Origin of the sequence: Pseudooceanicola sediminis (assembly GCF_003575965.1) — a bacterium.
GTDB lineage: Bacteria > Pseudomonadota > Alphaproteobacteria > Rhodobacterales > Rhodobacteraceae > Pseudooceanicola > Pseudooceanicola sediminis.
This window is the reverse complement of sequence record NZ_QWJJ01000012.1, coordinates 75,721-99,382: the sequence shown is the minus strand read 5'-3', so window position 1 is coordinate 99,382 and position 23,662 is coordinate 75,721. Positions and strand designations below refer to the sequence as shown.

At 63.5% G+C, this 23,662-nt stretch carries 22 protein-coding genes, 1 tRNA gene and 1 pseudogene; 13 read left to right on the top strand and 11 right to left on the bottom strand.

Translation table 11 applies throughout. From position 1 onward, the window contains the following. Positions 1-50 precede the first annotated feature (50 nt). From DL237_RS14160 to DL237_RS14145, 4 genes are all read left to right on the top strand, one after another. Positions 51-2,957 (top strand): helicase-related protein, encoded by a 2,907-nt coding sequence (locus DL237_RS14160; protein ID WP_119399730.1) that lies wholly within the window; start codon positions 51-53, stop codon positions 2,955-2,957. A gap of 27 nt (positions 2,958-2,984) precedes the next feature. Continuing rightward, entirely contained in the window at positions 2,985-3,347 is a 363-nt protein-coding gene (locus DL237_RS14155) for an RNA-binding S4 domain-containing protein (RefSeq protein WP_119399778.1), read from the top strand. A gap of 50 nt (positions 3,348-3,397) precedes the next feature. Next, the gene (gene fdxA, locus DL237_RS14150; RefSeq protein ID WP_119399729.1) at positions 3,398-3,736 is read left to right on the top strand and encodes a ferredoxin FdxA; all 339 of its coding nucleotides are present in this window, start codon (positions 3,398-3,400) and stop codon (positions 3,734-3,736) included. Positions 3,737-3,956: 220 nt separating this feature from the next. Then, positions 3,957-4,466: a CarD family transcriptional regulator gene (locus DL237_RS14145; protein WP_119399728.1), complete on the top strand. Its 510-nt coding sequence runs from the start codon at positions 3,957-3,959 to the stop codon at positions 4,464-4,466. 55 nt (positions 4,467-4,521) lie between these two features. On the opposite strand, the gene cobS is transcribed toward DL237_RS14145, so the two are convergent. Further along, positions 4,522-5,259, bottom strand: coding sequence for an adenosylcobinamide-GDP ribazoletransferase (gene cobS, locus DL237_RS14140; RefSeq protein ID WP_119399727.1), 738 nt, complete (start codon positions 5,257-5,259; stop codon positions 4,522-4,524). Positions 5,260-5,326: 67 nt separating this feature from the next. On the opposite strand from cobS, the gene cobT reads away from it, so the two are divergent. Continuing rightward, entirely contained in the window at positions 5,327-6,337 is a 1,011-nt protein-coding gene (gene cobT, locus DL237_RS14135) for a nicotinate-nucleotide--dimethylbenzimidazole phosphoribosyltransferase (RefSeq protein ID WP_119399726.1), read from the top strand. Positions 6,338-6,403: 66 nt separating this feature from the next. Here cobT and DL237_RS14130 read toward each other — a convergent pair whose 3' ends face one another. Continuing rightward, complete coding sequence (locus DL237_RS14130; RefSeq protein WP_119399725.1) at positions 6,404-8,272, bottom strand: monovalent cation:proton antiporter-2 (CPA2) family protein; 1,869 nt, start codon at positions 8,270-8,272, stop codon at positions 6,404-6,406. Between the two features lie 301 nt (positions 8,273-8,573). Then, positions 8,574-10,877, bottom strand: coding sequence for a hypothetical protein (locus DL237_RS14125; protein ID WP_119399724.1), 2,304 nt, complete (start codon positions 10,875-10,877; stop codon positions 8,574-8,576). 333 nt (positions 10,878-11,210) lie between these two features. Here DL237_RS14125 and DL237_RS14120 point away from each other — a divergent pair, with 333 nt between their 5' ends. Continuing rightward, complete coding sequence (locus tag DL237_RS14120) at positions 11,211-11,624, top strand: VOC family protein (RefSeq protein ID WP_119399723.1); 414 nt, start codon at positions 11,211-11,213, stop codon at positions 11,622-11,624. On the opposite strand, the gene DL237_RS14115 is transcribed toward DL237_RS14120, so the two are convergent. Continuing rightward, on the bottom strand, positions 11,621-12,613 hold the full coding sequence (locus tag DL237_RS14115) for a hypothetical protein (protein WP_119399722.1): 993 nt from the start codon (positions 12,611-12,613) through the stop codon (positions 11,621-11,623). The two genes, DL237_RS14120 and DL237_RS14115, sit on opposite strands and share 4 nt — an antisense overlap. A gap of 330 nt (positions 12,614-12,943) precedes the next feature. Here DL237_RS14115 and DL237_RS14110 point away from each other — a divergent pair, with 330 nt between their 5' ends. The 4 genes and pseudogenes from DL237_RS14110 (at position 12,944) to DL237_RS20990 (ending at position 17,255) form a co-directional block, all read left to right on the top strand. Continuing rightward, on the top strand, positions 12,944-14,812 hold the full coding sequence (locus DL237_RS14110; protein ID WP_119399721.1) for a methyl-accepting chemotaxis protein: 1,869 nt from the start codon (positions 12,944-12,946) through the stop codon (positions 14,810-14,812). Between the two features lie 388 nt (positions 14,813-15,200). Further along, a complete protein-coding gene (locus DL237_RS20620; protein WP_158585648.1) occupies positions 15,201-15,347 on the top strand; it encodes a hypothetical protein in 147 nt (48 codons plus the stop codon). Next, positions 15,305-16,651 (top strand): annotated as a pseudogene (locus tag DL237_RS14105) (acyltransferase family protein); the annotation flags it as partial. The gene DL237_RS20620 and the pseudogene DL237_RS14105, both read left to right, overlap by 43 nt. A gap of 28 nt (positions 16,652-16,679) precedes the next feature. Then, a complete protein-coding gene (locus DL237_RS20990) occupies positions 16,680-17,255 on the top strand; it encodes an SGNH hydrolase domain-containing protein (protein ID WP_321186083.1) in 576 nt (191 codons plus the stop codon). 144 nt (positions 17,256-17,399) lie between these two features. Here DL237_RS20990 and DL237_RS20610 read toward each other — a convergent pair. After that, a tRNA-Tyr gene (locus DL237_RS20610) sits at positions 17,400-17,483 on the bottom strand. Between the two features lie 262 nt (positions 17,484-17,745). On the opposite strand from DL237_RS20610, the gene rlmB reads away from it, so the two are divergent. Continuing rightward, on the top strand, positions 17,746-18,522 hold the full coding sequence (gene rlmB, locus DL237_RS14095; RefSeq protein WP_119399718.1) for a 23S rRNA (guanosine(2251)-2'-O)-methyltransferase RlmB: 777 nt from the start codon (positions 17,746-17,748) through the stop codon (positions 18,520-18,522). Between the two features lie 344 nt (positions 18,523-18,866). After that, positions 18,867-19,307, top strand: a complete 441-nt coding sequence (locus tag DL237_RS14090; RefSeq protein WP_119399717.1) for a CoA-binding protein — start codon at positions 18,867-18,869, stop codon at positions 19,305-19,307. A gap of 96 nt (positions 19,308-19,403) precedes the next feature. On the opposite strand, the gene DL237_RS14085 is transcribed toward DL237_RS14090, so the two are convergent. From DL237_RS14085 to hisA, 4 genes are all read right to left on the bottom strand, one after another. Next, the gene (locus DL237_RS14085; RefSeq protein ID WP_119399716.1) at positions 19,404-19,724 is read right to left on the bottom strand and encodes a phosphoribosyl-ATP diphosphatase; all 321 of its coding nucleotides are present in this window, start codon (positions 19,722-19,724) and stop codon (positions 19,404-19,406) included. Beyond that, on the bottom strand, positions 19,721-20,482 hold the full coding sequence (gene hisF, locus DL237_RS14080; RefSeq protein ID WP_119399715.1) for an imidazole glycerol phosphate synthase subunit HisF: 762 nt from the start codon (positions 20,480-20,482) through the stop codon (positions 19,721-19,723). Before hisF ends, DL237_RS14085 begins: the two co-directional genes overlap by 4 nt. A 94-nt stretch (positions 20,483-20,576) precedes the next feature. Next, positions 20,577-20,885, bottom strand: a complete 309-nt coding sequence (locus tag DL237_RS14075) for a hypothetical protein (protein WP_233545002.1) — start codon at positions 20,883-20,885, stop codon at positions 20,577-20,579. 5 nt (positions 20,886-20,890) lie between these two features. Beyond that, the gene (gene hisA / locus DL237_RS14070) at positions 20,891-21,613 is read right to left on the bottom strand and encodes a 1-(5-phosphoribosyl)-5-[(5-phosphoribosylamino)methylideneamino]imidazole-4-carboxamide isomerase (protein WP_119399714.1); all 723 of its coding nucleotides are present in this window, start codon (positions 21,611-21,613) and stop codon (positions 20,891-20,893) included. A 211-nt stretch (positions 21,614-21,824) separates the two neighbouring features. On the opposite strand from hisA, the gene DL237_RS14065 reads away from it, so the two are divergent. Then, on the top strand, positions 21,825-22,214 hold the full coding sequence (locus tag DL237_RS14065; protein WP_119399713.1) for a DUF2147 domain-containing protein: 390 nt from the start codon (positions 21,825-21,827) through the stop codon (positions 22,212-22,214). Positions 22,215-22,283: 69 nt separating this feature from the next. On the opposite strand, the gene hisH is transcribed toward DL237_RS14065, so the two are convergent. Together hisH and hisB are read right to left on the bottom strand one after the other, a co-directional pair. Next, positions 22,284-22,943, bottom strand: coding sequence for an imidazole glycerol phosphate synthase subunit HisH (hisH, locus tag DL237_RS14060; protein ID WP_119399712.1), 660 nt, complete (start codon positions 22,941-22,943; stop codon positions 22,284-22,286). Beyond that, entirely contained in the window at positions 22,944-23,531 is a 588-nt protein-coding gene (gene hisB / locus DL237_RS14055; protein WP_119399711.1) for an imidazoleglycerol-phosphate dehydratase HisB, read from the bottom strand. Positions 23,532-23,662 lie beyond the last annotated feature (131 nt).

Here is a 23,662-nt window from a genome sequence, read left to right as displayed (position 1 = left end):
CGCACGTCGAAGGTGCACATCAATTCGTACATCCAAAAGAGGTGCAGGCGATGTCCGGTCAGGGCAGGATTACGGCGGTCCTCGGGCCGACGAACACGGGCAAGACGCATTATGCCATCGAACGGATGCTGGGCTATCGCACAGGGGTGATCGGTTTACCGCTGCGCCTGCTGGCGCGCGAGGTCTATGACCGGATCGTCGCTGTCCGCGGGCCCTCCGTCGTGGCCCTTGTCACGGGCGAAGAACGTATCGTGCCTCCGCGCACCCAGTACTGGGTCTGCACGGTCGAGGCGATGCCCGAGGGCATGGGCTGTGATTTTCTTGCCATTGACGAAATCCAGCTTTGCGCTGATCCGGAGCGTGGACATGTCTTTACCGACCGCCTGCTACGTGCACGCGGACTGCACGAGACGCTGTTTCTCGGGGCTGACACGATGCGCAGCGCGATTGCCGATCTGGTGCCTACTGCGCAATTCGTGCGCAGGGACCGCCTGTCGCAGCTGTCTTATTCCGGCTCGCGCAAGATCAGCCGTATCCCGTCGCGCAGTGCGATCGTGGGATTTTCGGTCGATAACATCTACGCGATGGCCGAGCTCGTGCGCCGCCAGAAGGGTGGCGCTGCGGTTGTCATGGGCGCGCTCAGCCCGCGCACGCGGAATGCGCAGGTCGAACTCTACCAGAACGGCGATGTGGACTATCTGATCGCGACGGATGCCATCGGGATGGGGCTGAACCTCGACGTGAATCACGTCGCGTTTTCCTCTGTCACGAAATTTGACGGTCGGCGCATGCGCGACCTTGCGCCGAACGAACTGGCCCAGATCGCCGGTCGGGCGGGGCGCGGGATGTCAGACGGCACCTTCGGCGTAACGGGCGAAGCGGGGCCCCTTCACCCCGAGGTGGTCGAGGCGATCATGGAGCATCGCTTTACCCCGATCCGCAAGTTGAACTGGCGCAATCACGACCTGAGGTTCGGGGGAATCGATCCGCTGATCCATTCGCTCGAGATGTCGCCAGCGGACGAGCGATTGGTGCGTTCGCGCGATGCGGATGATCTTATTGCGCTGAAAACCATGGCAGCGGACGGCGAAGTAAGCGCAAGAGCCTCCGATACGGCCTCTGTTCGGTTGCTTTGGGATGTCTGCCGCATTCCCGATTTTCGTGGTATCAGTCATAATGAACACGCAGGCCTGCTGACGCAGATCTTCGGGTTTCTGCACGAAAAGGGACGTGTCCCGGATGAATGGCTGGCAACACAGGTACACAGGATCGACCGAACCGAGGGCGATATCGACGCGCTCTCGAAAAGGCTCGCATTTATCCGCACATGGACCTATGTCGCACAACGCAATGGGTGGGTAAGTGACGAAAGTCATTGGCGTGACGAAACGCGCGCTGTAGAAGACCGCTTGTCGGATGCGCTGCACGCACGTTTGACCCAAAGATTTGTGGACCGCCGTACAAGTGTCTTGCTACGGCGGCTCAAGCAGAAGGAGGCCCTCTTGGCCGAAGTGAGCGATACCGGCGAAGTGACCGTCGAAGGCGAATTCGTAGGACGTCTTGAAGGCTTCCGTTTCCGTCAGGACAAGGACGCCTCTGGGCAGGAAGCCAAGACGTTGCGGCAGGCAAGCCTGCAGGCGCTGGTTCCGCATTTCAACCTGAGGGCGGATCGTTTCTATAACGCGCCCGATACCGAAATTGACTTTACCGAACAGGGTGGCCTCATGTGGGGCGAACTGGCAATCGGTAAACTGGCTGCGGGTTCCGAGCCGATGAAGCCGCAAATCGTCGCCTTTGTCGACGACGAAGCGGGCCCGGACGTGGCGCAAAAGGTGGAACGTCGTCTTCAGCACTTCATTGACCGCAAGATCGCGGCATTGTTCGAACCGCTGATGAACCTGCAGCGCGACGAGGCCCTGTCGGGTCTGGCGCGCGGCTTTGCCTTCCGGCTGGTCGAGTCGCTTGGCATCCTGCCGCGTGGCGATGTCGCGGAAGAGGTCAAATCCCTGGATCAGGACGCCCGTGGTGCCCTGCGTAAGCACGGTGTGCGTTTTGGCCAATACACTGTGTTCATGCCGCTTTTGCTGAAACCGGCGCCGACTCGGCTGCGTCTTCTGTTGTGGGCTCTGGCCGGCAACCTGGACGAATTTCCCGAAGCGCCGCCGCCGGGCCTGGTAACTGTACCCGCGCAAAAGGACATGCCGCAGGGCTATTATGCCATGGCCGGCTATCGCGCGGCCGGTGAACGGGCCATCCGTATCGACATGCTGGAACGTTTGGCGGACATGCTGCGCGGCGAAGACAGTCGTGGCGGGTTCGAGGCGAAAGCCGACATGCTCTCGATCTCGGGCATGACGTTGGAACAGTTCGCGGATCTGATGCAGGGGCTGGGATACAAGGCCGAAAAGGGCGAACGGGCGAAGGTCAAGGCCGAGCCTGCCGCCGCCGACAAGCCTGTCCAAGCAGACGGTGACGGCGGCGCGGCACCCGAAACCGATGCGACTGCCGCCGAAGAGCCGCCTGCAGCAGAGAGCGACGCGCCCCCCGCTGTCGACCCCACTGTCGATCCGGCGCAGACGCCGTCAGAGGATGTCGAGAAGGCAGCGGCCACCAGTACGGCTGATCCTGCTGCTGCCGAAGAAGGCGCAACCGCCGAGGCCACGCCGGAAGTGGAAGAGTTCTTTACCTTCACCTGGGCCGGTCGCGCGGCACGCCAGAACGCCCGTGGGCGCGACGGCGACAAACGCGATGGTCAGAAGCCGCGCACTCAGCACAATCGTGGGGAGCGTCCCAAGGGCAACACCGGCAAGCCGCGTGGAAAGCCAGGGCAGGGCGGCAAGCCGCAGCGCGACAACAAGGCCAAGACCTTTGAGGCGACACCGCCGAAAAAGAAGGATCGTATCGATCCCGACAACCCCTTCGCCGCCGCGCTGATGGGGCTGAAAACCAAGGATTGATCCTTGGTCGGGGCCTCTCAGCCGCGTTTGCGCGTGGATAAATGGCTGTGGCAGGCACGGTTTTTCAAAAGCCGTAGCCTGTCCGCCGCCTGCGTTTCGGGCGGCCATATGCGCATAAATGGCAACCATGTGTCCAAACCGTCTGCCAATGTCGCGGTCGGCGATGTGCTGACCTTCACGCAGGCGGATCATGTCCGCGTTGTGCGGATCGCGGCCCTGGGCACGCGCAGGGGCCCAGCAGCAGAGGCGCAGACCCTCTACGAGGATCTGACCCCGACCGATGAGGCCGAGAAACACGTTCCGCCGATTGCCCGGATCGAAGGCAATTCTCGTCCGACCAAGCGCGACCGCAGGAAACTCGATCTTGATCGCCGAGGGGCGCTTGAATGATCCTGTTCAGTGGTCTAGCTAGACCCCTGTTCGATCTTCGAGAGTAAGCCATGACCTACGTCGTCACTGAAAACTGTATCGCCTGCAAATACACCGATTGCGTCGAAGTCTGCCCGGTGGACTGTTTCTACGAGGGCGAGAACACGTTGGTGATTCACCCTGACGAATGTATCGATTGTGGCGTATGCGAACCGGAATGCCCGGCCGATGCGATCCGTCCCGACACCGAGCCGGACATGGAAAAATGGGTGGAGTTCAACCGCAAGTACGCGGAACTCTGGCCGGTGATCATCACCAAGAAAGACCAGCTGCCCGACGCCGAAGACCGTGATGGCGAAGAGGGCAAGATGGAGAAATACTTCTCTGAGGCGCCCGGCGAAGGCGGCTGAACGCCGCATCTGCAGCCCTGACGCGTCACACCCTATGAAAAGGGGTGATTCTGTGGTATTGATCGTCTTTACATATGACAATGACCGCCCCTTTCCGGTCCGTGGGCGCTGCTGACCGCCGGACCAATATCTGAAGAGAGTCCATCGCGTTTGGTGTCGCTCGTCGGCGCCGGACGCTTTCGTGCCCTCTGACGAGATGGGTGAGTGAGGAAGAACCTGTATGACCAAGACTAAAAAAGCTGAGTTCCGCCCCAACGAATACGTCGTCTACCCTGCCCATGGCGTGGGCCAGATCGTGTCCATCGAAAGCCAGGAAATCGCGGGCATACCCCTCGAATTGTTCGTGATCTCGTTTGAGAAGGACAAGATGACCCTGCGCGTTCCGACGCACAAGGCGACTGAAATCGGCATGCGCTCTCTTTCCAGCCCCGATGTCGTTTCGCGCGCCATGTCCACGCTCAAGGGCAAGGCAAAGGTCAAGCGGGCCATGTGGTCGCGCCGCGCCCAGGAATACGAACAAAAGATCAACTCCGGCGATCTCATCGCGATTGCAGAGGTCGTCCGCGATCTTCACCGCAGCGATGACCAGCGCGAACAGAGCTATTCCGAGCGTCAGCTTTACGAGGCTGCGCTGGAACGCCTGACGCGCGAAGTTGCAGCCGTTGCTGGCGGTGACGAAGTTGCCGCCGCCAAGCAGGTTGACGAAGTTCTCGTCAGCCGCGCCGCCTGACATTTTCGTCACGCAAACCTATCAGGCCGTAGCGAAAGCTGCGGCCTTTTTTGTGTCAGGCCGTGAGGGCGAGCAACAAGGCGATTTCGCTGATCTGCTGCGTGGCCCCCAGTACATCACCGGTCTGCCCGCCGATTTTGGCGATCGCGATACGCGCGATGATCAGTGCAGCCAGGGCCGCGATGAAAATCGCGATGATGCCGCTCACTCCCAGGCACAAGACGGCAATACAGCCCCCGATCAGGGCGGCAAGCGCGGCGCAGATCGGGGGCGCCTTGCCGATTGCGTGTGACAATCCGGTGCTCCTCGCATGGGGCAGGGTCGCCATCAGGGCGGGCATTGTCCCCCGCGATACCGCCGCGATACCGACAATGGCCAACCAGGCGTGATCCCCGGCCAGCAAGGCCGACAAACCGATCCAGCGCGCAAGCAGACCCAGCACCAGCGCGATGACGCCATAGGCCCCGGTGCGGCTGTCCTTCATGATTTCAAGGCGCCGTTCGCGCAGGTGACTGCCCCATAGCCCATCCGCACAGTCCGCCAGGCCATCCTCGTGCAGGGCGCCTGTCAGCATGACGCTGACGCCCAGCGTGATGACTGCCGCCGCCTCTGCCCCCAGACCAATGCCCAAGGCAATCATGCCGGTCAGACCTGCCAAGGCACCCAGCACGGCACCGGCCAGCGGATAAGCCCAGGCGGCCTCGGCGCCACGGCCACTATGTGCTGGCAGCGGCAATCTGCTGAGCAGGCCGAGGGCAGACAACAGATCGTGCCAGGCGCGGGACATGGTCATCTTTGTGGTTGCTCCAACTCTCGGGGTCGTTAGACACGGGAGGGCGGGAAAATGCAACGGAAGCAAAATGACAGATTCACTGACTTCACTTACTGAATTTCGGGCGGTGTTGGCAGCCGCACCCGCTGCGGATGCGACATCCTTGGCTGGCGCTGCCGAACGCAATGGGATGCTGACGAAACCGCCCGGCGCATTGGGACGGCTGGAAGATCTGGCCATTTGGTATGCCGGTTGGCGCGGCACCGCGCGGCCCGAGATCTCAGCGCCGCAAGTCATCGTTTTTGCAGGAAACCATGGGGTTACGGCGCGTGGCATTTCGGCCTTTCCGCCCGAAGTGACGGAACAGATGGTTCTGAACTTCCAACACGGCGGTGCAGCCATCAACCAGTTGTCCAAGGCGGCCGGGGCTCAGATGGATGTACATGCGATCGATCTTGATCGGCCGACACGGGATTTCTGCGACGAAGCTGCCATGGATGAGGCCGAACTTCTGGCGGCCATAAACGTCGGTTGGACGTCGGTAAATGAGCGGTGCGATCTGCTTGTCACCGGAGAGATGGGCATCGGAAATACCACTTCGGCGGCAGCCATTGCCCTGGCACTCTATGGTGGCGATGCGGCCGAGTGGACAGGTCGCGGCACCGGGCTGGACGATCAGGGGGTGTCGCTGAAGGCAGGTGTCGTGGCGCAGGCCGTGGCGTTGCATCAACCAAAGACCGGGCTGGACGTGTTGCGGACGGTGGGCGGGCGCGAAATCGCGGCCATGGCAGGCGCGATCGCGCGCGCGCGGGTGCTGCGGATACCTGTGATCCTGGATGGTTTTATCTGCTGTGCGGCTGCGGCCTGCCTGCTGGCAGAAAGCGAGACGGCGCTTGATCATGCCATCGCGGGTCACGCCAGCGCCGAGGCGGCGCATCCGAAACTGTTGGCTCGCCTGGACAAGGAACCGTTGCTGCGCCTTGGCCTGCGGCTTGGCGAGGGTTCAGGCGCCGCCTTGGCGATCAACATCCTGAAGGGGGCGATTGCCTGTCATTCCGGGATGTCGACGTTTGCAGAGGCGGGCGTCTCTGCCGGCTGATCCCCGGTGCGGATCGGGAACGGGTGCGCATGAGGCGCCCTGTCAGAGGGGCGCCTTTTCACGTCGTCAGCTGTCGTGCGGTGTGTCGCCCAGCCGGGCCAGCAAGGCCGTTTCCAGATCCTTTTCCAGTTCCTTTGCACGGGCGATATAGTCTGCGTTACGCGAGGTCGGGATGGCAGGGTCCCACAGCTCGGCCAGTTCACGCACGGTCATCCGGTCGTGGTGGAAAAAGATCTTTTGCGCTTCTGCCGCTTCGAATTCGCTGAGGCCGACGTTTTCCAGCACATATCGCCCCGCCCGCAACGAGCTGTCGAACGTTTCGCGCACGATGTCGTCTGCACCTGCCTGATACAGTCGATAAACGTGTGTGCGATCATAAGCCCGGGCAATGATGTGCAGCTCGGGCCGTTGCGCCCGCGCATAGGTGACCAGCTTGGTGACCGCTTCGGGGTTGTCCATGGCCGCGACAAGGACGCGCGCCTTATCCAGACCGGCCGCGTGCAGGATGTCGGGCCGGGTCGGATCACCGAAATAGCCCTTGAAGCCGAACCGGCGCATCACCTCGATCATTTCCATGTCATGATCCAGAATGACGGTCTTGAACCCCGAGTTCTGAACCATACGGTTGACGATCTGTCCGAACCGCCCGACGCCGGCGATGATCACCGGGCCTTCATCCTCGAAGGCCTCGGCCTCGCGGTCATCCCCGGCCTCGATCATCTTGCGGGAGATGATGTCGAAAAAGATGAAGAACAGCGGTGTGAGCAGCATCGTCAGTGTGATTGCCAGCAACACCTTGTCCGCCAGGGCCGTCGGCAGAACCTCGAGCTGGCTGGAGAACGAGATCAGCACGAAGCCGAACTCTCCGGCCTGCGCGAGGCTGAGGGTGAACAGCATCAGGTTGCGCCGCCGCAGCTTGAAGATCAGGCCGAGGCCGAACAGGATCACACCCTTGAGCGCCATGAGGCCGACCGCGATACCGACAATCGTGAAGGGATCACCGAGAAAGCTGTCAAAATCGATGCCGGCCCCGACGGTGATGAAGAACAGGCCAAGGAGGAGGCCCTTGAACGGCTGGATATCGCTTTCCAGTTCATGCCTGAATTCACTGTTGGCCAGGACGACCCCAGCCAGGAAGGTGCCAAGCGCGGGGGAAAGGCCGACAAGGTTCATCAACGAGGCAATCCCGATGACGATGGCAAGCGACAGCGCCGTGTACATTTCTGGCAGGTGCGCCGAATGGATGAAACGAAAAACGGGTCCGATCAGGTAGATACCGGCCAGGATGATCACCGCGACAGCCCCAAGCGTGACAAGTGTCACCCCCCATCCCGGCAGGCCGTCGACCAGCGAGGCGGCCTCTCGCGCGGTGTCGGGGGCGGCCACGACCAGCGAACCGTCGGGCTGCGCGGTGGCCAGTGCCGAGATGGCGAGCAGGGGCAGGAAGGCGATCATCGGAATGACCGCGATATCCTGCGTCAGCAGGACCGCAAAGGCGGAACGCCCGCCCTGGGTCTGCATAAGGCCCTTTTCCGACAGCGATTGCAGGACGATCGCGGTCGAGGACAGGGCCAGGATCATCCCGATCGCGAGGGCGCTGTTCCAGTTCAGCCCGAAGGCCATGCCTGCGCCCATGACGGCGAACATTGTCAGCAACACCTGCAAACCGCCCAGTCCGAGCAGCTTGCCGCGCATGTCCCACAGCGCCCTGGGTTCCAGCTCAAGACCGATCAGGAACAGCATCATCACCACGCCGAATTCGGCAAAGTGTTGAAGGCTATGGGTTTCGTGGCCGACAAGGTGCAGCACCGGCCCGATCAGGATACCGGCAGCGAGGTACCCGAGCACCGACCCCAGGCCAAGGCGCGCGGCGATCGGAACAGCGATCACCGCAGCCGTAAGATAGATCGTGGCCTGGTACAGAAAGCCTTCCATGTCGTCTCCTACTTGTGGCCCGGATGCTGGTCGCCCGGATGCTGGTGGCCTGGACAAATCACCTTAGCCGGGCGGCACCCTGCCGAACGGATGTGCCCCGTTTGGCATCGTGTTGAAAATAACGTGTGACACCCGGTGGCCCTGGCACCCGGCAACGGGCACGGACCGGGGCGCGCGCCCGGCGCAGGGCGGTCGCTTTGGCGATGATAGATATCCGTCGCGATCAGGCAACAGCCGAAAGGCAGCTCAGCCGCGCACATCGGGAAAGATGTCGGTATCGCGTCGGTATCCGGGCGGTGTTTCAGCCGTCCTTGGGCATGCGCAGCGTCAGGTTCCGGTTGGATTTCACGTAACGCAACTCGTCCTCTCCGATGGCCGCGACGCGACCGCCGTCAAGAGCGTCGCCGACCTTCACCTTTTCAATCCGTCCATTCGACAGGCGGACCAGTGCGGACCGGTCCGAGGGTTTGCCCATGACGCCGATCAGGTTGATGTCGTTCAGCCGGATCGCCCGCTTTGCCGTCGCCTGCTGCGCGACCGAGGCGCGCGTGGGGCCGGGGGGCTGCACGGTGGGTGCCTGGATTTGCGGCACGGCAAGCGGACGGCTGGCCGCCTGGGCGGCTGCGATCGCGGCGGCAAAATCATTCGGTCGCGCGCGTGGGCGGAGGGCTTCGTCGGTCGCGAGATCCGAGCCCATTTCCTCAAGGTCGGAAAGTTCTTCGGGGTCGGCCTCTTCTTGTGCCTGCTGCGCAATCAGCCCCTCGGGACGGGCCTTGGGGTGCAGCTGGCCGGGAGGGGGCAGGGCCAGTGCTGGCGTCTCGGCGGGGGCATCAGGGCCGTCGGTCGCGTCTGCCGTTGCGTCTGAAGTCGCGTCTGACGTGGCCTCGGGTGCTGCCTGCGAAGCGGCATCGGGAGTGGCGGCGTCAGGGTCGGTCTCCGGGTCGGTTGCGGGGGGCGGTGTCGTGTCACCCGGGCGCGGCGGCGGCACGACGCTGGGCGGCCCGAGGTAGACAAGGTGCCCCTGCGGCGTCAGGGCGCCTTCGGCGGTGCCTGCGACAAATCCCCGGTCGTCCAGCGCAAAGGTCTGGTCCGGGGCGGGTGGGTTCGGTGGCGCCTGAAGTCCGGTGGCGATCACCGTGCGGTCGTCGGGAGAGGGCAGTCCGACCACGTCCTGCACACGCTCCGGCGTGGTCACCTCGGAAAAACGGATCTCGCCCAGCTCGGACGGAAGCGGGGGCAGGGATTGCGTCGGGGCGCGCTGCCAGATGCCGGTCGCAGCATAGCGGGCGGCGGCCTCGGCCGGGGTGGCCGGATCGGGGCGGCGGGTCAGGATCGGGGCGGGTGCATCCAGTTGCGCGGTGGTCGCAGTGCCCGCAGTCGGGTCCTCGGAAGGGGCGGCGTCCGTCGGCGTGTCCGCGGTTGACGCCGGGCTCGGGGAGGCCGGAGTGACGGCCGCTGTCTGGGTGTCGGCATCCGTTTGGGGGGTGGGCTGCGCGGGCGCAGAGGGGGCCGGCGTCGCCGCCTCGGTCTCGGGCGCGGCCTGCGGCTCTGGGGTCGTGCTTGGCGAAGTGGTCACCGACGCAACCTCGGGCGGGGGCGCGACGAGGCTGAACAGGGCCGAGCGGCCTGTCGGATTCGACAAGAGCGCGACCGCCGCCGTCGCCAGAACGGCAACGCCGATCAGGGTCAGGCGGCGTTTGCGGCGCGTCTGCGGCGCGACCTCTTGTTCGCCGCGCGCGCCGAAGATGGTCATCTTGTCGGCCTCGTCTTCGGTCAGCGTGCTGGGAACCGGGGTCGGAGGTTGGCGCACCGCAGGTCTGGTCGGGACAGGGGGCGGCGGAACGCAGCCCGGTTCAGCGTGCGCCCCGGAAAGAGGTGCGGCGACGGGCGCGGGGGCGACGGGGGCGGGTGGTGGTGGTGTCGTGCGTTCGGGCGCTGCCGCGGGGGCGGCGAATGCAGCGCGGGGGGGAAGGTCGATGTCGGGCAACATCAACTGGCGGTCCCGTGTCGTCACTGTGGCCGGTTCGTCGCTATGCACGCCTTGAAGGGGCGGCACTGGCGGCGGATCCTGGGTGACGGCGGGCGCGACGTCGGCTGCGGTGGTTTCTGCGACGAGGTCATGGGTGGCGAAATAGGTCGGGCCGAAATACGGCTCACCCGTATAGAGGCCGGGATCGGGCATTGCGACGAAGGACACCGGGTTGAAACCGTAACGGGTGGCAAATCCTTCGGCTTCCTCCAGCGTCTCGCGGGCGACGGCGGCGATCTGTGTCGTGTCGCCGGTGGCCGACCAGGAAATCGCCAGCTCCTCGATCTGGTAGGGAGTCTTGCCCACCAGCGCGCCCATCACCATGTCGCGCCTTTGCGTTTCACCGACCGGGCCGGTGGCAATGTCCAGAAAGCGGATCTGATCGTCGGGTATGACCAGCCTGGTGCGCATCGGGGCGGGATCGCGGGCCGCCCCCTGTTGCCGCAGCGCCTCTATGTCGGCATCGAAGGTCGCGGACCCAAGGTCGACATGACCCACCTGCGCCCAGCCGGCGGCCGTGCGTTGGAACAGCGCAAGGCCCGCCGTGGTAAAGTTCAGAGCAAAATTCGGTCGCATGTCTGGTCGGGTGCGCTTTCGCCAGAAGCTGAAGGGGCCGGGCCATGCATCAACAGGGGCCGCGTTGCACGGCCTCTTTGGCCCAAGGTGATCTGATCAGACTAGCCTAGTGGCGCGGGGAGGCAAAGCGAAACCCAAACCATCGGCAGAAATCGGCGGCACGGCAGTGTGGCGGTGCAGGGCGGCAGTGGCCCCCGAGTGGCCCCCGAGTGGTCCCCGGTGCGACCCGACGCCGATGGCGCGGAAAACCCGCGCCCAGCCCATTGAAAAGCAAGCGGAAAACGTGGCACGGTAAAATCTGCAATCCCGTCATTCGGTCGAAAGGACAAGACCTTGATCTACCCGTTTCACTTTGCATTTCACGTGACTGACCTGGACGAATCCCGCGAATTTTACGGAAAAGTGTTGGGCGGTGAAGAGGGGCGCAGCACCCAGACCTGGGTGGATTTCGGCCTGTACGGGCATCAGCTTTCGCTGCATCTGGGCGAGCCGATGGCGAATGCGCCGACGGGAAAGGTCGGCGCGCACATGGTGCCGATGCCGCATTTCGGTTTCGTGCTTCCGCTGGAGGAATGGCAGGCCCTGGCCGAGCGTTTGCGCCAAAGCGGTGTAACCTTCGTGCTGGAGCCGCAGGTGCGTTTCGAGGGCGAGCCGGGGGAACAATGGACGATGTTCTTTCGCGATCCGTCGGGCAACCCGATGGAGGTCAAGGGATTTCGCGATACGTCACAGATCCTGGCGCATTAGCGCATCCAGAAGCCTTCGCGCTTGATCCGGTTGCGGATCGCCTGTTCCCGGCGCGGTAGATCCGAGCGGTCGAACAGGTCGCGGACCTTCTTGCCGCGTCCCTGGTAGATCATGCGCTTGATCGGATCGTATTGTTTCAGGACCTTCTTGACCCTGTTGGGGCTTGTCACCGTTTCCAGCATCGCGACAACCGCATCGTCTTCACGGGCGTAAAGCATTGGCAACAGTCGGTAATGGCAACTGACAGAGCCATCCAGCAGGCCGGGCGGCAGGGTGTCGCGTCCGCCCCCCAGGGCATGAATGACCAGGGGCAGGGCGATCTGGTCGAGCCAGGGATCAAGCGGTTGGCACACCAGGGCCGGTGGTGGGTCGTCGCGGATCGACAATGCGTAGTCGAGGAAGCGCGCCCCGAACTCTCGGGGGCAGCGGAAAAAGAAGAACCCGGCGTTGAAATACAGGTATCGTCGCCAGAATTCATCTGGCCAGGTGGGGTCGATCGAGCCCGCGAAATCCAGTCCGAAACGATCATACAGGCTTTGCCAGATCTCGCTGTAGCCCGGCCCGTACAGCTCGATCACGGGCCAGGTGCCTTGGCGCCGCAAGGACGCGGTGGGGCGCGTGAAATCGAAGGGCACGCGATTGAGCCGGTCGAGCAGGAGCGTGTCACTGTCGAAAAAGACGAAAGGTTCGCCCTCGGGCAGCGCGCCGAGGCATTCGATCTTGTTTCCATGGGGATAAGCGGCACCGAAATGGCGGCTTTCGAAGGGTAATATCTCAGCGTCGAGGGCCGCCAGCAGGTCGCGCACATCCTGGTTGTCGATGCGTGGGTCCTGTGGCCACAACGGGCCGGGCTGTGGCTCGGCAATGAACAGGCGGCCGCGAAAGTCGGGATTCGTGGCGCGCAGAGAGGCCGCGAACAGCGCGGCCTCGTATTGCAGGCGCCCCGACTGGCCGACGACAACGATGTTGAACGCGTGTTCCTGGTGCATCTGGCCCGTCCAATCACCCTGCCGACATAGCTTGCAGGCCCCCGGTCACTTTGCATCCGCGAGGCCCGAAGGGACCTTGGCACGAACCAAAGCCACCGCAAAGGGGCGTCGCACGCGCCGCAATTCACGGCCCGCCAGCTTGTCCTAGGGACCAAGAGCGACGAAACCGTAAATTTTCGGACGGGCCGGGCACAGATGGCAGCGCCAGGGCGAGGTGATGTTCCGATTTGCTAAAATTCCATCGTTTTCCTGTCACAAGCGCGATCGGAATAAACGTGGGCTTTACTCTTTCGGTACATTCCTAGGGCGAACGCCAAAGGAGACGCGGGAATGAAACCAAAAAAGGGCCTCAGGATCGGCGCCCGTATCTATTCGATCATTCTGGTTTCCGTACTGGCCAGTGCGGCTCTAGCCTTCACCATGTACGATATCACCGTACGCAACATCTACAGTATGCGTGAGGCGCATCTGCGGGACATCGTCGATTCCTCCGCAAGCCTGGTTTCGGCGCTGAACGATCAGGTTGTGGACGGAACCTTGTCGCTTGAAGAGGCACAGGCCGAGGCCGTGGATCTGTTGCAAAAGGTGCGATACGACGACGGAAACTACCTTTTCGCGTTTGATTACGACACCGTGGTCAAGGCCCATGGCCGTAGCCCGGACCAGGTCGGGACGCGAAGGGGCGGTTCGCTGGATCCAGATGGCGTCGACGTCTATGGCGCCTTGCTGAGCGCGGCCCGGGCCGGCGGCGGTGTGGTTTTCTACGCCACGCAGCGCACCAGTGGGGATACCGCGGAAAAGCTGCCCAAGATGAGCTTTGCCCGCGCATTCGAACCCTGGGAATGGGTGATCGGATCGGGGTCCTACATTCAGGATATCGAGGCGCAGATCGCGCATATCAGGATGCGTGCCTACATCGCCTTCGGGATTGGGCTGCTCTGCCTCGGGATCGTGAGCTGGCTGATCGCGCGCAGTGTCACCGGCCCGATCAACCGGCTGAACCTTCGCATGGAAAACCTGACGAAGGGCGATTCCACAAGCGATATTCCCTATGCTGACAAGGCCGATGAAATTGGCGAAATGGCGCGATCCGTCGAAACGTTCCGTCAGGATATCCGCCGCGGAGCCGAACTGGAACGCGACGCCGAACGCCGCAAGAGCGAACAGGAGGCCGCCGTCACTGCGCTGGCAACGGGCCTGAGGTTGTTGTCGACCGGGGATCTGAGCACCCAGCTTAAAGATGCCTTTCCCGAGAGTTACGAGGCGTTGCGGAGCGATTTCAACGGCACCGTCGCCAAGCTCGCCGACCTTATCGGAACGATCAGCGAAACCTCGATCAGCCTGGAGCAGCGCGGTGAGCAGATCAGCAGTTCGGCTGAGGTCGTCGCGCGCAGCTCGATCGAATCCGCAGCATCGCTGGAGGAAGCGGCCGCTGCCATCGAAGAGCTGACCTCTTCGGTCAAGTTGGCGGCCAAGGGCGCATCCGAAGCCGACATCATCGCGACCCAGGCCCGGAGCAATGCCGAGCAGAGCGGCGAGGTCGTACGCCGGGCGGTGACCGCCATGGGCGAGATCGAGAACAGTTCCGGCAAGATCGCGCAGATCATGGATGTGATCGACGATATCGCCTTCCAGACCAACCTGCTGGCACTGAACGCCGGGATCGAGGCCGCACGGGCCGGGGAATCAGGCCGAGGTTTTGCCGTGGTCGCATCGGAAGTGCGCGCGCTGGCACAGCGGTCATCCGAAGCCGCGCGTGAAATCAACATCCTGATCACGGAGAGCGGGAATCACGTCAAGGATGGCGTGTCGCTGGTGAATGAGGCGGGAGCATCGCTGGACCAGATCTCGGGGTCGGTGGCCAAGATCGCGTCGCATATCTCCGACATCGCGACCTCCGCCAACGAACAATCGGCCGGTGTCAGCGAAATCAACACCTCGGTTGCGCATCTGGATCGCACAACCCAGGAAAACTCGGCCAAGTTCCAGCACACGTTGGATTCCAGCCGGTCCATGACACAGGAGGCGATTGGCCTGCGCCGGGCTCTTTCACAGTTCAAATTGTCCCGTGACAGCGCAAAGGTCGTGTCCTTCAACAGCAGTAGTCCGGCAAAATCGGCACCTCAGCCCATGGCAAAGGCCGTCAATGCGCCCGCGCCAAGCTCCTCTTCGCATGATGACTCGTGGGAGGATTTCTGACCGCGCCAGGACAAAGGCATTGGCCTGCAATGCCGTCGGCACTGCAGGCTTTTGCCATGGGCGAATTCGGGACGTGTACCTCCTAGGATTGAGCCTGATGCCCTGTCCTGCTTGGGGTTGAGATTGAGTGGAATAGCTCGTGCCAAAGAAACAGGGCTGATGGCATCGCCAGAATGACACGCCAAAAGATCAGCGCAGCAAGGCGTACTGCGTGGAGCTGATTTTTGACTGATGGTCAAAATCTTTGAGTTGCAATGACAATGGCCAAATGCGTAATTTGCGCGCAGCTGAAAGATCATGCACGCCGCTTTGTACGTTCCCACCGGGCAACCGATAGACAGTATTTTCGGGCCTCGCTAGTCGTCGGTGAACTGAACGGAGTGCGACCATGAAACCGGCTGGCACCTATTACCCGCATGTTGACGGACTGCGCACCGTTGCGGTGATCGGCGTTCTCTTGGCGCATTTTCACATTCCCGGTTTTCCTGGTGGATTTCTGGGCATCGATGTCTTTTCTTCATCAGTGGATACCTGATTTCACGACTGATCATTCAGGAACGCAGCAGAACCGGCACGTTCAGTTATGCGCGCTTTTACGTTCGTCGCCTGCGCCGCCTGATGCCTGCCGCTGTGGTCGTCATCGGGGCGAGTGTGGTATTGCTATACCCTGTCCTGGGCAAGGCAGATCAGGCGAGCTTTTTACAGTCCATTCCCTTTGCGTTGTTTTCACTGGCCAATATCAATTACTATCTGGAAATCGGCTATTTCGATACCGCCGCACAATTCAAGCCATTGCTGCACACGTGGTCATTGGCCGTGGAGGAGCAGTTCTATCTGATCTGGCCGACGATGCTGCTTTTGTTGCTGCGGTTCGGCAAGGCGGTTCTGCCGGTCTGCCTGATATTGCTGTTGATCAGCCTGGGCGCGGCCGAACTCTGGATCGGGCGTGACCCGAGTGCCGCGTATTACCTGCTGCCTTTTCGCGCGTTCGAACTGCTGACCGGCGCGGCGCTCGCCCTGCTGATGGCGGACAAATCTCCGGATTACAGAGATCTCACGACGGGGCCCGCACTGCAGTCGACGCTGGCTTGTGTCGGGCTAGCGCTGATACTTGGGTCCTATTTCCTGCTGAGCGAGACGTCGCGCCTGCCGGGCGCGCTGAGTCTGCTTCCCTTTATCGGCACCGTGCTGATCATCGTGTATGGGGCCAGTGGTCCTGTCGGGCGGTTCCTGACATGGCGCCCGATCGTCTGGATCGGACTGATCAGCTATTCCCTCTACCTGGTGCATTGGCCGCTGGTCGTGTACCTGACGTATCGCCTGCCGTACGAGCCGTCCATCATGCTGCGGCTGGCGCTGTTTCCGGCGTCCATCGCCCTTGCCGCGATGAGCTATTATTTTGTCGAACAGACGTTCCGCGATCCTGCGCCTGCGCACCGCAGGTTCCAGAACAAACCCTTTCTGGCCGGATTGACCCTGACGATCCTGATGCTGAGTGGGGTCGCGGGGGCGCTGAAGTACGACGTTTTTGCCGGCGACGGCGCCCAGCTGGCGACAAATGTGTCAGAAATTTCGGTGCCTTATCCTGGTTCCCCGGACGGGCGGGAATTCGAACGGCTCGTCCCCGACGCAGGCGTTGACGCCCGTGTTCTGATCCTGGGCGATAGCCACGCGGGACATTTGGACGCGGGTTTCAGGGAATATGTCGCAAGTCAGGGTATCGAAGTCGACGTGGTCGATGTTCCCGGGTGTCCGCCGCTGTTCGGTGTCACGCGATATTACGATGGCGACGCCGCGCGGCGGGCTCGTGAAAAGGTCTGCCGGGCGCATACGGCGGCCAAGCGGGCGCTGGCGCTGAGCGAGGATTATGATGCAGGTCGTCCTGGCGTCGCGCTGGTTCCCGATGCTGGAAGTTCCGAGTGTGCCGGGCGTGGCCGCGGACAGAATGGTGCCTGCAGATGTCTACGAAAAGCCGGATCTGGCCCGATCGAGGCAGGTGTTCGAGGCCGCCTTGAAAGACACGGTGGATGTGATTGCGGCGACGGGAACGTCGGTGATCGTGTTTTCGCAGGTGCCGCCGCTGGGACTGGATCAGACGCAATGCCAGACGCTGTTTTCGTGGGCAGGCGAGACTGTTGCGGATGACAGGTGTTTCAGGCTGGGGCGCGCCGAGGTTTCTGCGCGGGCAGCGTATACGGATGATGTCATTCGGGCGCTGGACGAACGCGAAAATGTCATGGCCGTCATTCCGCAGGATTATTTCTGCGATGAAGAGAGCTGTGATCTGTTCGACCCCGAGACAGGCGAAATCCTGTATCGTGATGGCGATCACTTGTCGCCGGTGGGCAGCAGGTATCTGATCGACCAGGTGAATCAGCGGCAAGACCTGGTTGCCTTTATCCAATCTGCCCATCAGGCGAAAGCTGCGCCGGCGACGCAGTAGCGGCGACGCGGCGATGGTCCCGACGACTGGGGCATGTCCTGCGTGATCTTGAGCGGGGTGGGGCCGCGTGGTGCTGCGCCGGCTACGGTGCCCGCTATGCGCGGTCCACCATGATCCCGTTTTCGTTATTTTAAAGGGGGATAATGGTGGGCGACCCTGGAATCGAACCAGGCGTGGGTCTCCCCGGCGGAGTTACAGTCCGCTGCCGCACCTTGCAGCCCGTCGCCCTGATCTGCCTTGGCTTGCGCCCTCGGCTGATCGTGAGGGGGTGATTACCGGGGCCTCTGCGGGGCGTCAACCGGAAAAACGCAGTCTGTTTGCTTGCAGTGAAGTCAGGGGCAGCATAGGACGCCAAAACCCGCTAGACAGGGCGGAAACCGGCTGCGGTATCCGAACGGTATCGGGGACGGTATCACGTCGGTATTGCGGCGCAGCATTTGCTCCGCCAGGTCGGGCGGACTCTGCGTGGCCATGCGGTCAGGAGAAGAAGATGAAGAAGCCAAAGTGGATCGTCGAAAAGGAACAGGCCAAGAAGGCGAGCGCCGCCGAGACGGTCTGGCTGTTCGGCCTTCATGCCGTGCGCGACGCGCTGGAGAATCCGGCGCGCGAAAAGCTGCGGCTGATCGTGACGAAGAATGCGCTCGACAAGCTGGAGGCCGCGGTCGCGGCGTCGGGGATGGAGCCGGAATTGTCGGACCCGCGCCGGTTCAGCGCGCCGATCGATCCGCAGTCGGTGCACCAGGGCGCGGCGCTGGAGGTCAAGGCGCTGGACTGGGGGTCCTTGCAGGACCGCTGCATGGGGGACGGCATCCGCCCGCCGCGTGTCGTGCTGCTGGACCGGGTGACCGACCCGCACAACGTCGGGGCGATCCTGCGTTCGGCCGAGGTGTTCGGGGCCTGCGCCGTGGTGGCGCCGCGCCATCATTCGGCGCCCGAAACCGGGGCTCTGGCCAAGACCGCCAGCGGCGCGCTGGAGCGTCAGCCCTATCTGAAGGTGCGCAACCTGGCGGATGCCATTCAGGAATTGCAGAAGATGGGCTATGTCGTCTTTGGCCTGGCGGGAGAGGCCGAGCAGACCATCGACGCGGCGATGGAGGGCGTGCGGGATCGACCGGTTGCGCTGGTGCTGGGGGCCGAGGGTCCGGGCCTGCGCGAAAAGACCCGCGAGACCTGCGACGCCCTGGTGAGAATCGAGTTTGCCGGGGCCTTCGGCTCTCTCAACGTGTCGAATGCGGCTGCGGTCGCGCTCTACGCCGCGCGGGGCTGAGGGCGGGGCGGTCGAGGCGACGTCAAGGGCCTCTCGTCTCGCGGCTGTTCACAAACATATTACAACCTCTTCCTATTCGGGGGGCACACCCTAATTAATCCAGCAGAGGCTTCGGCACGGAACGCCGATGTTTCCTTTCACTGTCCCTCGTTCCGCACTGGCGCCCAGGGTTCACCTTGGGCGCTTTTTTCTTGCATGGGGTGCGGGGCGGCGTCGGCGCGGCGCATGTGCCCGCGCGGTGTCGCTTTGGTGGCGCTTGCATCGGATTGCGAATGCGGCTGGGATAGATTGGCGGGTGGTGGCGCCGCGTGCCGCGGTGTCACGCCAAGGACAAGGAGGGCGCGATGCCTTTTGATGAAACCTATGCGGACGCGGATCTGAAACGTATCCTGACCGAGACCCGGGTGGTCGCGGTGGTGGGCATGACGCCCGATGCGGCCCGGCCCGATCATTTCGTTCCGGCCATCATGCAGGCGCGCGGGATGCGGATCATTCCCGTGAACCCGAAATATGCAGGTCAGGAAATATTGGGCGAAACCGTCTATGGCAGCCTGGCCGAGGCGGGACAGGCCCTGGGCGATGCGATCGAGATGGTCGATGTCTTTCGCCGCCCGGCGCAGGTGCCACCCGTCGTGGACGAGGCATTGCAATATCTGCCGGGGCTGAAGGTCATCTGGATGCAGGTGGGCATTGCCCATGCGGAGGCCGCGGCGCAGGCCCGTGCGGCGGGTGTGGACGTGGTGATGAACCGCTGCCCCAAGATCGAGTTCGCCCGATTGTTCTGAGCGCGTCAGTTCTGGGGATGCCCGCCCAAGTGCGGCGACGCCCCGGCTGTTTGGTGCCGCGTTGGGGCCGCGAGGGAGAGGTCAGGTAGGGAGAGGTCAGGTCTGGGGGCGGGCGGCCCGTTCGGCAATGCCGGAGGTGCCTTCGCGGCGCGCAAGCTCGGCAAGAACCTCGTCCAGGGTGACGTCGCGGGCGGTCAGCATGACCAGCAGGTGATAAAGGACATCGGCAGCTTCGGAGGTGAGGCGGGCCTTGTCGCCCTTGACGGCTTCGATGATCGCCTCGATCGATTCCTCGCCGAACTTTTCGGCGCATTTTTCCGGGCCCTTGTCGAGCAGCTTGGCCGTCCAGCTGGAGGCCGGATCCGCGCCCTTGCGCGATTGGATCGTCGCTGCGAGTTTTTGCAGGGTATCGGTCATTGCAGCCTCATCGGGATGCCGGCGGCGGCCATGTGATCCTTGGCCTGCCGGATGGTATAGTCACCAAAGTGGAAGATCGACGCGGCGAGCACGGCAGAAGCGCCGCCCTTGGTCACGCCTTCGACCAGGTGGTCCAGATTGCCGACGCCGCCCGAGGCGATCACCGGCACCTCGACCGCGTCGGAAATGGCGCGCGTCAGGGGCAGGTTGAAGCCGGAACGCGTGCCGTCGCGGTCCATCGAGGTCAACAGGATTTCACCGGCCCCCTTGGCCGCGACCAGTCGGGCGAATTCGACCGCGTCGATGCCGGTGGGTTTGCGCCCGCCATGTGTGAAGATTTCCCATTTGCCGGGGGCAACGGTTTTCGCGTCGATGGCGCAGACGATGCACTGGCTGCCGAAGTGGTCGGCGGCGCGGGCGATGACATCCGGGTCGGCCACGGCGGCGGAGTTGAAGCTGACCTTGTCAGCCCCTGCCAGCAGCAGGGCGCGCACATCGGCCACGGTGCGCACGCCGCCACCGACCGTCAGCGGGATATAGCATTGTTCGGCGGTGCGCGTGACGACATCGAACATGGTGCCACGGTTTTCGTGGGTGGCGTGGATGTCGAGGAAGCAGAGTTCGTCGGCGCCGGCGGCGTCATAGGCGCGTGCCGCATCCACGGGATCACCGGCATCGCGCAGGTCTACGAAATTCACGCCCTTGACCACGCGGCCGTCGGCGACGTCGAGGCAGGGAATGATGCGGGTCTTGAGCATGGGGAAACCTCGGGGCGGGCGTGGTGCGCAGTTGGCTGCGGGTTTAGCGCGCTTTGGCGGGTCTGGCCAGTGGCAGGCACAATGTGGCGCGGGATCAGTCCCGTGGGCGGGCGATGAACAGGATCAGGCGGGTCAAACCCCAAAGCATGGCGATGCCGACCGACACGGGAAACAGGAACAGCGGCCCCCAGGCGGCGAAGAACCCCATGGAATAGGCCAGTTCCGCCAGATCGCGGCCCAGGATGACGCAGGGGTGCGCCGCCGCTTCGTCGATCCGGCAGCCGGTCGAGGCGAGAAAGCGCACGACCGCCAGCGCCAGCAGCCACAGCACGATAGGCGCCAGCGTGCCGACCAGGCCGGTGCGGTTGATCAGGCGGAGGGTGCGGCTGGTCTGGCGCGCCATTGCGGTTATGCCTTCAGCAGGGCCAGGGCTTGGGTCAGATCAAGCGCCCCGTCATAGAGCGCACGGCCCGAGATAGCACCGTTCAGCGGCGCGCCGCAGGTTTTCAGCGCACGCAGATCGTCGAGCGAGGAAACCCCGCCGGAGGCGATCACGGGGATCGAGACGGCATTGGCCAGCTCTGCCGTGGCGGTGATGTTGGGGCCTTGCATGGCGCCGTCGCGGTTGATGTCGGTATAGATGATCGCGGCGACGCCGGCGTCTTCGTAGGAACGGGCAAGGTCGATGACCTGCACGTCGGTTTCGGTGGCCCACCCCTTGGTCGCGACAAAGCCGTTGCGCGCGTCGATGCCGACGGCGACCTGGCCGGGAAAGGCGCGGGCGGCGTCGCGCACCAGCGCGGGATTTTCCACCGCGACGGTGCCGAGGATCACGCGGGCCAGGCCGAGCGACAGCCAGCGCTCGATCGTGGCCATGTCGCGGATGCCGCCGCCCAGCTGGGCCGGCACCCTGGTGCGTTTCAGGATCGCCTCGACCGGGGCGGCGTTGACGGGTTCGCCCGCGAAGGCACCGTTCAGATCGACGAGGTGCAGCCATTCGCAGCCCGCCTCGACAAATTCCATCGCCTGCGCGGCAGGGTCGTCGTTGAAGACGGTGGCCTTTTCCATGTCGCCCTTGAAAAGACGCACGGCCTGGCCGTCCTTGAGGTCGATAGCGGGGTAGAGGATCATCGCGAGGCCCTTGTTGCTGCGTGACTGCCTTGTGCCTCTGCCTGCGCTGAATTGCAATGCGACGCATCGGCGGGGCGATGCACCGGGACGGGGGATGTCACTGCGCGTTTGGGTGCGACAAATCTGTGTTGCCCGACGCTGCGGCAATGTTGCGTGCGAGGGCGCGATGGATGCAGGCTGATTGCGGAGGAGCGCAGAGGAGGAGAGCGCAATGCACATTCACAAGAGTATCGCGGCGGCGGCGGTCATTGCCCTGACGGCGGGGGCGGCCCTTGCCGATCCGGTGGAAGGCATCTGGCAGACACAGGTGGACGACGGGGCCTATGCCCTGGTCACGATCGCGCCCTGCGGCCCGGCCTTTTGCGGTGTCATCAGCCGCACGTTCAACGACGGTGGCGAATACGACAGCGAAAACAAGGGCAAACCGCTGGTCTGGGACATGATGGCCGCAGGCGGCGGCGATTACAGGGACGGCAAGATATGGCAACCTTCGACCGGCAAGGTCTATCGCTCCAAGATGGCATTGGAGGGGGATCTGCTGAAGGTATCTGGCTGTATCGGGCCGATCTGCAAGAAACAGACCTGGGCGCGGGTGAAGTAAGCCGACGAGGCTGACAGGACCCGGAGGGCGGGCGGGGGCGGTGATGCCCCCACCCGCCGTGCGCGGCGTTCAGGGGGCCCAGGTCAGGAAGTTGGCAATCATGCGCAGCCCGGTGGCCTGGCTTTTTTCCGGGTGAAACTGGGTGCCGATCATGGTGCCGTGCCCGACGATGGCGGTGACGGGCTGGCCATAATCGACATGGGCGATCAGCTGCGCCGGGTCCGCGACGCTCATGTGGTAGGAATGCACGAAATAGGCGTGTTGGCCGGTTTCGATGCCCCCCAGAACCGGGTGGGGCCGGTCGATGACCAGATCGTTCCACCCCATGTGCGGCACCTTGAGGGCCGCCTGTCCCGGTGCGGGCGCGGCGGGGGCGATGCGCGTCACCTCGCCGTCGATCCAGCCGAGGCCGGGGGTTTCACTGTATTCGTGGCCGATCCGCGCCATCAGCTGCATACCGACGCAGATGCCCAGAAAGGGACGGCCACGGACCTCGACCGCTTCGGTGAGGGCCTCCAGGACGGAGCCCTGACCCGCGCCGGCAAGGGCGGCCCGACAGGCGGGAAAGGCCCCGTCGCCGGGCAGCACGATGCGATCCGCCCGCGCCACATCCTCGGGGCGGGCAGAGACGATGACCTCGCCGCCATCCACCTCGCGCGCCATGCGTTGAAAGGCCTTTTCGGCAGAGTGCAGGTTACCGCTTTCGTAATCGATCAGGACGGTCAGCATTCAGAGCGTGCCCTTGGTCGACGGGATGGCATCGGATTTGCGCGGATCGGATTCGACCGCGACCCGCAGCGCGCGCGCCACGGATTTGAACGCGGCTTCGGCGATGTGATGCGAATTCAGCCCGTGCAGGCGATCGACGTGCAGGGTGATGCCGCCGTGGGTGGAGAAGGCCTGAAAGAACTCGCGCACCAGTTCGGTGTCGAAACTGCCGATCTTTTCGGTCGGAAAGTCCACGTTCCACACCAGGTAGGGACGGCCCGACAGATCCAACGCGGCGCGGATCAGGGTATCGTCCATCGCCAGGTGGCAATCGCCATAGCGGTTGATGCCGCGCTTGTCGCCAAGCGCGTCCGCCAGGGCCTGACCCAGGGCGATGCCGACGTCTTCGACCGAGTGGTGATCGTCGATATAGGTGTCGCCCTTGCAGGTGATCGACATGTCGATCAGCGAGTGGCGCGACAGCTGGTCCAGCATGTGATCGAAAAAGCCGACACCGGTGTCGTTCTCGTACCGGCCGGTGCCGTCGAGGTGGATGGTGACCTGAATGTCGGTTTCCGCGGTGCTCCGGGTGATTTGGGCGCTGCGCATCGTGTCCTCCGGTAACGGGATCTGGGCTGGATGCGGCGCTTATAGGGTGCTGCGTGAGGGACGCCAAGGGGAGGCATCGCGATTGCCCTGCCGCGTTGCGGGAAAGCCGCCGTGCCGCCGGGGGCGGTTGG